Source organism: Longimicrobium sp. (assembly GCA_036387335.1).
In the GTDB taxonomy this organism is placed as follows: domain Bacteria; phylum Gemmatimonadota; class Gemmatimonadetes; order Longimicrobiales; family Longimicrobiaceae; genus Longimicrobium.
On sequence record DASVTZ010000256.1, the window covers coordinates 1 to 5,557 of the forward strand.

Genomic DNA, 5,557 nt, shown 5'->3' on the forward strand with positions numbered 1-5,557 from the left:
GAAACGCCTTCCATGGCGTCGCGGATCCCGGTGCGGTCGTTGGCGTCCACCTGCTGCGCCGTCAGCCGGCCGCCGAGGTACGGCTGGAGGAAGGCGGGAAGCGCGTCGACCTTGAGGTCGGCGATGACCACCTCGTGGTCCGTGTTGGCCAGCAGGTCGTAAGCACACGCAGAACCCTGCAGGCCCGCGCCGAGCACGAGCATCCGCATACGGTCGACTCCTGTCGCAAAGGCGGTCTTTTGATCGATGGCGAGGGGCCGCGCGGCCGTTTTCCGGGCGCGCGGCGCGGCAAGATAGCGGGCGGTGGCGGAGAGGGAAAGGCGGGGGGAACTGAGGGGAATGGGGAATGGGGAATGGGGAATGGGATACGGCAGGGCCGCGGCTTGGCGGGGAGGCCGCGCACGGTTGCCGGCGATCTCCCCCTCCCCCAAGGTAGTTTTTGGGGGAGGGGGATGCGTCGCGGAGCGACGCTGGGGGTGGGGCCCCCTACACCAGCCCCAGCACCTCGTCCTGCCGTTCCAGCAGGTAATCCGGGCCCGCCTTCTCCAGAGTCGTGCGCGAAAACGGGCCCCAGAGGACGCCGGCGGTGCGGGTGCCGGCGGCGCGGCCGGCGGCGACGTCGTGCGGGGAGTCGCCCACGAAGAGCGCCTCCGCGGCGGGGACGCCCAGCCGCTCCAGCGCGAGGAGGACCGGCTCCGGGTCCGGCTTGGCGTTGCGCACGTCCTCGGGGGTGATGATGACCTCGAAGTGGCGCGTCAGGCCGCAGATGTCCAGGCCGAGCAACGTCGCGCGCCGCATGCGGCTGGTTACGATCGCCATCGGGACGCCACGGCGCTGCAGCTCGGACAGCACCTCCTCCGTGCCCGGATAGGGGCGAAGCGCCGTCCGCAGGATCGAGTTCTGGTGGTCGCGGTAGGTGTCCATCATCGCGCGCATCTCGTCCGGCGTGCGCGCGAAGCGGGCGATCTGGTCCGCCAGCGGAGTGCCGAAGCCGCTCAGCCACTCCTCGTCCGGCGGGCACTCGCCCAGGTGCGTGGCCATGGTGTGGCGGTAGCACTGCATGATCAGCTCGGTGCTGTCCGCCAGCGTGCCGTCGAAGTCGTACAGGACCGCGCGTATCGGTGTCACGTCGTCGAGTCGGGTTGTGTGGGGATGCCGAGCGCGTCCAGGATGGCGGGCGCCACGTCGGCGATGGTGCGGATGCGGCGGGCCAGCGCCTCGCGCCCCGGGCCGATCGCCAGCACCGGGACGGGGTTGAGGGTGTGGCCCTCGCGCACGTCTTCCACGTTGCCGTGGTCGCTGGAGATCACCAGCAGCGTCTCGGGGCCCAGCGCGCCTGCCAGGCCACCCAGGAAGGCGTCCACCCGCTCCAGCGCGGTCACGGAGCCGTCCATTCCGCCGCGGTGCCCCTCGTGGTCCGTGTCGTAGTGCGCGTACAGCGTCACCTCCGCGCGGGCGGCGATGGCGGCCAGGTTGCGCCCCGCCTGCTCCGCGCTCACCGGCGGCACCTCGGCCGTGCGCTGGCGCCACCGGTCGTTGGTGATGGAGGAGGCGACCGCATCGCCCGCCACCAGCTGCTCCACGTCGCGTGTCAGGACGCCGGCGGAGATGGCGGCCAGCGGCGGCGCGGCCGGGCGGCGGAAGATGCGCGGGTCCGCGTCGATCAGCGCGATGGGATAGGCGTTGGCGAACGCGACCGTGCGCCCCGCGTCGCGCGCGCGGCGCAGGAGGTTCTCCGCCGCCAGCATCTCGCGCAGCGCGGTGGGCACCCAGGGTCCGAAGTGCCGCCCGTACACCCGCGCCGCGTTGCGCCCGGTGAGGAGCGTCGTCTGGCCCGTTCCGCTCTGCGGCACCCCTTCCATTCCCAGCGTCGCGTCCGCCGCGGCGAGGACGGCGACCGCGGAGGTGATGCGGCCGCGCGGGTCCAGGTCCTCCGTCACGGGAAGGCGCCCGCCGAGCATCCCGCGGATGATCGGCAGGGTGGCGGCCGCGAACGGGTTGACCGCCCGGTCCGCGGGTCCGATCCCCACGCCGTCCAGAAAGACGAGGATCGCGCGGCTTGGCGGCTGAAGGAGGGCAGGGTCCATGGCGGGAATGTACGTGCACGGCGCGGTCCAGCAAACGGCGAAGGCCGCCGCTCCCCTGCGGGAACGGCGGCCTTAGACCGTTTTACACCGTCCGGCGGCTCAGCGAGCGCGCGGAATCACCAGCTTCTGGCCCGGCTGAAGGCGGCTGCTGCTCCGCATCCCGTTGGCCCGGCGGAGCTGCGCCACCGTCATGTCGTTGCGGCGGGCGACCGTCCACAGGCTCTCGCCGCGGCGCACCGTGTGGGTGCGGGCCCGGCTGCCCGAGCGGGGGCGGCTGGCGCGGCGCGTCTCGGCGCGCTTCGCCTCGGCCCGGCGGATCTCGGCGCGGCGCGTCTCCGCTGCCTTCGCCTCGGCGAGGCGCACCACCTCGCGGGCTTCCGCCTCGGCCTTCACCCGCTCGAACTGGGCGGCGAAGAGCTCGCCGCGGCCACGGGGGACGCGGACCGGGAACACCTTTTTCCCGGGAGGCGTCATCTTGCGGACCAGGTGTGGGTTGAGGCGCACGAGCTCCTTCTCCGTCGACCCGATCGCGGCGGCGACCGTCTCCAGCTCCACTCCGCCCGGCACGTCCACCGAGTCCACGCGCAGCGGAAGCCAGCGCTCCACGTTCCCCAGCCCGTGCTTGTGCGGCTCCTTGGCCACCAGCGCCGCGGCCACCATCTGCGGCACGTACTCGCGCGTCTCGCGCGGCAGGGCGTGGCGGATGCGCCAGAAGTCGCCGTCCTTCCCCGTCGACCGCCCGGTCACCTTCTTCATCACCCGCTCCACGCGGCCCTGCCCGGTGTTGTACGCCGCGGCGGCCAGGTACCAGGCCCCGAACTGCGCGTGCAGGTCCGTCAGATAGCGCAGGGCGGCGTCGGTGGAGCGCTCCGGATCGCGCCGCTCGTCGACGTACGAGTCCACGCGGAGGCCGTAGTCGCGCGCCGTGGGGGCCATGAACTGCCAGAGGCCCACCGCGCTCACCCGCGACTTGGCGTTGGTGTTGAACCCGCTTTCGATCATGGAGAGGTACAGCAGGTCCTCGGGCATGCCGCGCGCGCGCAGCTTGGCGCGGATCATCTCCTCGTAGCGGCCGGAGCGCTTGAGGTAGAGGGCCATCTCGTCCTGCTGGCTCCCCGTGAAGATGCCTACGAAGCGGAGCACGGAGGCGTTGCGGACGACCGGGATGTCGAAGCTCGCGGAGGGGTCGGCTGCCTGGGCCTCGGCGGCGAACAGGCTCTTGCGGAGCGCCGCCGTGTTCCGTGCATCCGGGCCGTCGGTGGCGAGCACGGCGGCGCCCATGACGCTGCCGAGCAGTACCGCGACCGGCCAAGCCGTCCTGAACTCCATGCATCCTCCTTGATGGGGGGTACCGCGGGTGGTGCGGGACTTCTGCAAGGCTCTGGAACCGCGAGCGGCGAAGGTGGGAACCTGCCGGAGTCGCGTTCGCCGCCGCCGCTCCGTGCATCTAACATAGTACATCGCAACGAGTTATTCAACCCTGCTGATGAAGAGGGGAATGGGGAATGGGGAATGGGGAATGGGGAATGGGAAGGGGTCGGGTGCCGGCGCGGCACGTCGCCCCCTTCTGTCATCCTGAGCGACGCGCAGCTCCATCCTCGACCGGTCTGCGAACTCTGGCGCGGAGCGAAGGATCTACTGCGCGCAACGAGGGGCTCGTAGTCGCGCACTGGCCTCCTGTCTCGCCGGCTAGATCCTTCGGTCGCCGCAGGCAGGCCGGAGCGCCCCGCCGGCTCCTGCGTCGGCGGCTCCCTCAGGATGACAAATTGGTGGGTGGCCGTCGGCTGTCCCGTTGTCCTGGCCTCTCGCCCAATTCCCAATTCCCCATTCCCCATTCCCCATTCCCCCTACCCAGCGGGCCGCCGGCGCGACGCGAGCCGCACGATTGCGGCCATGGCGAGCCAGAAGAGGACGACCGAAAGGGGCCAGGCCAGGACGCGCGGGGCCACGATTCCGATCCCGGCCAGCACCAGCATCAGCACCGCGAGGGCGGTCACCCAGCCGATGTCTTCGCGGCCGATCAGACGCTCTCCCACGAGCGCGCGCGCGAGGACGGTGCCGGCGCGCGCCAGGCGGCCCACGATGCGCCCCAACTCGGTGCCCCGGTACGAGTGCGCCCGCGCCTCGCGGGCCGAGGCAATCTCCGGGCGGCGCTGGTCCTCCGCGTCGGTCACTACCAGGCGCTCGGTGGCGCGACGTTCCTTCTTGAACTCCGCGCCCGGCACGGGGGAGGTGCGCAGCGCGATCTCCACCGACGCCTCCAGGTCCGCCTCGAAGAGCGCCTCCATCTCGGCCGCGAAGGTGCGGTCCGTCACGGCCACGTCGATCTCCCAGTTCCCCAGCAGCGACGCCAGGTTCATGTTGGTGGATCCGATGCGCGACCACATCCCGTCCGCCACCGCGGTCTTGGCGTGGATCATGGGCCCTTCCCACTCGAAGAGCCGCACCCCCGCCTCCAGCAGCGGCCGGTAGCCGGCGCGCGACATCCCCCCCACGATGGGCCAGTTGTTGTAGGCCGGGACCAGGACGCGCACGTCCACCCCGTCGCGCGCGGTGGAGGCGAGGGCTTCCACCATCGCGGGGGGGAGGACGAAGTAGGGGTCGGTCATCCAGAGCCGCCGCTCCACGCCCACGGCCACGAACTGCATCAGACGGTAGATGCGGCTCTTCCCCGGCTCTCCCTCCACCACGCGCACCGCCACGTCGCCGCGGGGGGCGACCTGCTCCGGATCAGGCACCTCGCCAGGGGGGAGCGGGGGGCCGGCGGCGCGCCAGGTGCGGGCGAAGGCGCGGTCGATGGCGGCCGCCGCGGGCCCCCGGAACTCCACACCCGTGTCGCGCCACGCGGTGATCCCCTCGTGCGGCGACCCCGCCCACTCGTCGCCGATGCACATCCCGGCTACGGAGGCGTAGTCCCCGTCCACGGCGACCACTTTGCGATGGTCGCGGCGCATGAAGTGGAGCGGATCGGTGATGCTGGGCGGCGCAAAGGAGCGCACCTCGGCGCCCGCCTCGCGCAACGGGCGCCAGAAAGAGCGAGGCGTGGCCCAGCACCCCACCCAGTCGTACAGCACCCGCACGGGCACCCCGCTGCGCGCCTTCTCCGCCAGCGCGTCGCGGAAGGTGCGCCCCGCCAGGTCGTCGCGGATGGCGTAGTTCTCCAGGTGGATCCACCGCTGCGCGCCGGCGATCGCTTCCAGCCACGCGGGAAACGCCTGCGGCCCATCCACCAGCAGCCGCGCCGAGTTCCCGCTGATCTCCCCCGCGTCCGACGAGCGCACCATCGCCCGCTCCGCGTAGCGCACGAGCGTGCGCAGCCCCGACGCTCTCGCGGTGGGCGGATTGGGCAGGGCGGGAGGGGTTTCCAACACGGACCCGTGGGAAATCGGTGGACGGTATGGCTGGCGCGGAAGGGGAAAGCAAATGCGCGGCCAGAAGCAGCGGGCGGGGGCACGGGGGGGGGGGGGGGG

At 72.1% G+C, this 5,557-nt stretch carries 5 protein-coding genes; all 5 read right to left on the reverse strand.

Going from position 1 to position 5,557, the window contains the following annotated elements; translation table 11 throughout:
* Positions 1–209: saccharopine dehydrogenase NADP-binding domain-containing protein (locus VF647_25800; protein ID HEX8455520.1), on the reverse strand; the 209-nt coding region annotated here is incomplete at its 3' end.
* Between the two features lie 277 nt (positions 210–486).
* Complete coding sequence (locus VF647_25805) at positions 487–1,128, reverse strand: HAD-IA family hydrolase (GenBank protein ID HEX8455521.1); 642 nt, start codon at positions 1,126–1,128, stop codon at positions 487–489.
* Positions 1,125–2,087, reverse strand: a complete 963-nt coding sequence (locus VF647_25810) for an alkaline phosphatase family protein (protein ID HEX8455522.1) — start codon at positions 2,085–2,087, stop codon at positions 1,125–1,127. The genes VF647_25805 and VF647_25810 overlap by 4 nt, the downstream gene beginning before the upstream one ends.
* Before the next feature lie 99 nt (positions 2,088–2,186).
* Positions 2,187–3,416 carry a transglycosylase SLT domain-containing protein gene (locus VF647_25815; GenBank protein HEX8455523.1) on the reverse strand — a complete coding sequence of 410 codons (1,230 nt, stop codon included), beginning with the start codon at positions 3,414–3,416 and terminating at the stop codon, positions 2,187–2,189.
* 518 nt (positions 3,417–3,934) lie between these two features.
* A complete protein-coding gene (locus VF647_25820; GenBank protein ID HEX8455524.1) occupies positions 3,935–5,455 on the reverse strand; it encodes a phospholipase D-like domain-containing protein in 1,521 nt (506 codons plus the stop codon).
* Between the last annotated feature and the right edge of the window lie 102 nt (positions 5,456–5,557).